The sequence below is a fragment of the Pseudomonas cedrina subsp. cedrina genome (assembly GCF_001983175.1).
Lineage (GTDB): Bacteria > Pseudomonadota > Gammaproteobacteria > Pseudomonadales > Pseudomonadaceae > Aquipseudomonas > Aquipseudomonas cedrina.
Genome location: NZ_MNPW01000036.1, coordinates 1 through 2,158, shown reverse-complemented (window position 1 = coordinate 2,158; position 2,158 = coordinate 1). Strand labels below are relative to the sequence as shown.

2 protein-coding genes are annotated in these 2,158 nt (G+C 60.8%); both read right to left on the bottom strand.

What is annotated here, in order from left to right; all coding sequences use genetic code 11:
- On the bottom strand, positions 1 to 1,279 hold a 1,279-nt coding region (locus BLL36_RS29855), incomplete at its 3' end, for an LLM class flavin-dependent oxidoreductase (RefSeq protein ID WP_076955172.1).
- Between the two features lie 11 nt (positions 1,280 to 1,290).
- Positions 1,291 to 2,127: an alpha/beta fold hydrolase gene (locus BLL36_RS29850; protein WP_076955171.1), complete on the bottom strand. Its 837-nt coding sequence runs from the start codon at positions 2,125 to 2,127 to the stop codon at positions 1,291 to 1,293.
- Positions 2,128 to 2,158: the final 31 nt, after the last annotated feature.

Below are 2,158 nucleotides of genomic sequence, written 5' to 3'. Positions count from 1 at the left end.
TGGTGATGTCCACGCGCTGGCCGTCACGAATGATGGTCGGTGCCTCCACGTCGGCACGGCGCTGGGCCGCGTATTCCACCGACGAGCCGAAACCGTGTTTCGGGAAATCCGGTTCGGCCCACAGCGGACGCCCGTTCGGCCGGAAGTTCGGCAGCACTTCTTGGGCAAACAACGTAAGCGATTTTTCGATCAACCAACGCGGCTTGCTGCCCATCGAGAAGCCCAGGAAGATCCGCCCGGCGCCAGTGTCCTTGATCAGCTCTTCAAGCTTGGCGGTCACGGTTTCCGGCGAGCCGGCAATCACCCAGTTGTTTTCGACCAGGTCATCGTAGGTCATCGCCTTGGTGTTCAAGCTGAACCCGGCTTTCATGATGCCGCGCATCGATTTTTCCGAGGTGTAGCCCGCCGGAAACTTGTCATGCATCGGGGCTTCGAAGTAGTTCTGGTAGTTCCACAGGTAGCCGGCCTCGGACTCGGCCTTCGCCTGGGCATCCGTCTCGGCCACGTGGATCTCGACCACCACGGCCGATTGCTTGGGATCCGGCTCGTAGCCTTCGGCGCGGCACAGCTCGCGGAACTTGTTCATCACGCCGGCCATGGCCTTGCGGTCATTGAGCACCGTTTGATAGGTGTAGCGCCGTTTGGCCGCCAGTTCGAGGGTTTCCTGCGACCCGCCACCCGGCATGTTGAACTCGATCTTGTGCGCAGGACGCGGCCAGATGTTGACGTAGTGGTGATTATAGTAACGACCATGCCACTGAAATGGTCCGGTTTCGGTCAGCGCCTTGACCAGCAAATCATGCCCTTCGGCATGCCGCTCGCGCGCCTCGGCCGGGTTCATTCCCAGCGCATGGTACTGTGCGCCCAGGCCAATCGGCAGGCCGATCATCAAACGGCCTTTGGACATCACATCAACGACGGCAATTTCCTCGGCCAGTCGCACCGGCGACAGGTAGGCGTTCATCAGCGGGCCATTGACGAAAATCTTGATGTGCCGGGTGTTCGCGGCCAACCAGGCGGCGCCGAGCATCGGGTTGGGCAGGTGGCCGAGCGGGCCATTGTGCTGCTCGGTGAAGCCCGCGCCATCGAGGCCGTGCTTCTCCATACTGGCCAACAACTCCAACTGATCCTCCAGAATGCGCTGGCTGCGGATCGGGTCGACGTGCGAATTGGAAAGATCCACGTAGTTGGTCTTTTTCGGCCGATCAGACGCGTGGGGGATGTTGGGGTATCCGCCTTCGATGATCCCGAAAAACTCGACTTTATTCTTGTCAGTCATGTTAACAACCTTCAGCTGCGTGCTTGGACATGCTCGATGATGGCGCGCGCGACATCATGGGGCTGCTCTACTGTCATCCGGTGCGAGGAAGCGCCTGCATCGGGGCCCTTGACCGTCACCAGCGTGGCCTGTGGCAACCGCGCGGCATACTGTTCGGCCTGACCTTTGCCCAGGAAACGATCGTCTTCGGCACCGAGGATCAGCGCGGGAACCTGGACCCGCTTCAGACGGGTAGCAAAACGGCGCTCATAGCGCGGGTTCCAGATCAGACGCGCCGCCGTGCTCATTTGGCCGTACTGATACGCGACATCGTCCACGCCGCCTTCCTGCGCCACCTCGGCGGCCAGTGCGTCGAAGCGTCCGTTGAACTGGCGCTCCAGCTCTTCCTCCGTGGTCATCCGAAAGATGTCGATGAAAGGCCGGTCCTCGACCAGCATGCCCATCGGCGTGATCAGGGTCAGGGTCTTGAACCGCTCGGGGTAAAAGGTGGCCAGGTGCGCCGCCAGCCAGGCGCCCATGTCCGTGCCGACGAGGTGAATGTCCCCCTCAAGCTCCAGGGCGCGGATCAACCCGTCGTAATGAAGCACGTACTCTTCCCAGGAATCCTGCTCGGTGAGGCGCTCGGTGTCGCCAAACCCTGGATGTTCGGGAGCGATGACGTCGAATTTTTTCGAAAGCTGCTGATGCAGAGGGTTCCACTCACGCGTACCGCTCAGGCCGTGCAGGTAGAGCAGCACGGCTTTCCCCTCGCCCGAGCGCCGATAGGCCGTGTCCAGACCACCGACGTTGACGAACCTGGGTACCGTCCAGTACTTCCAGTTTCTTCCTTCGAAATGTGCGTCGGTCATTTTTTATCCTTATTGCAGATACCGGGACAGG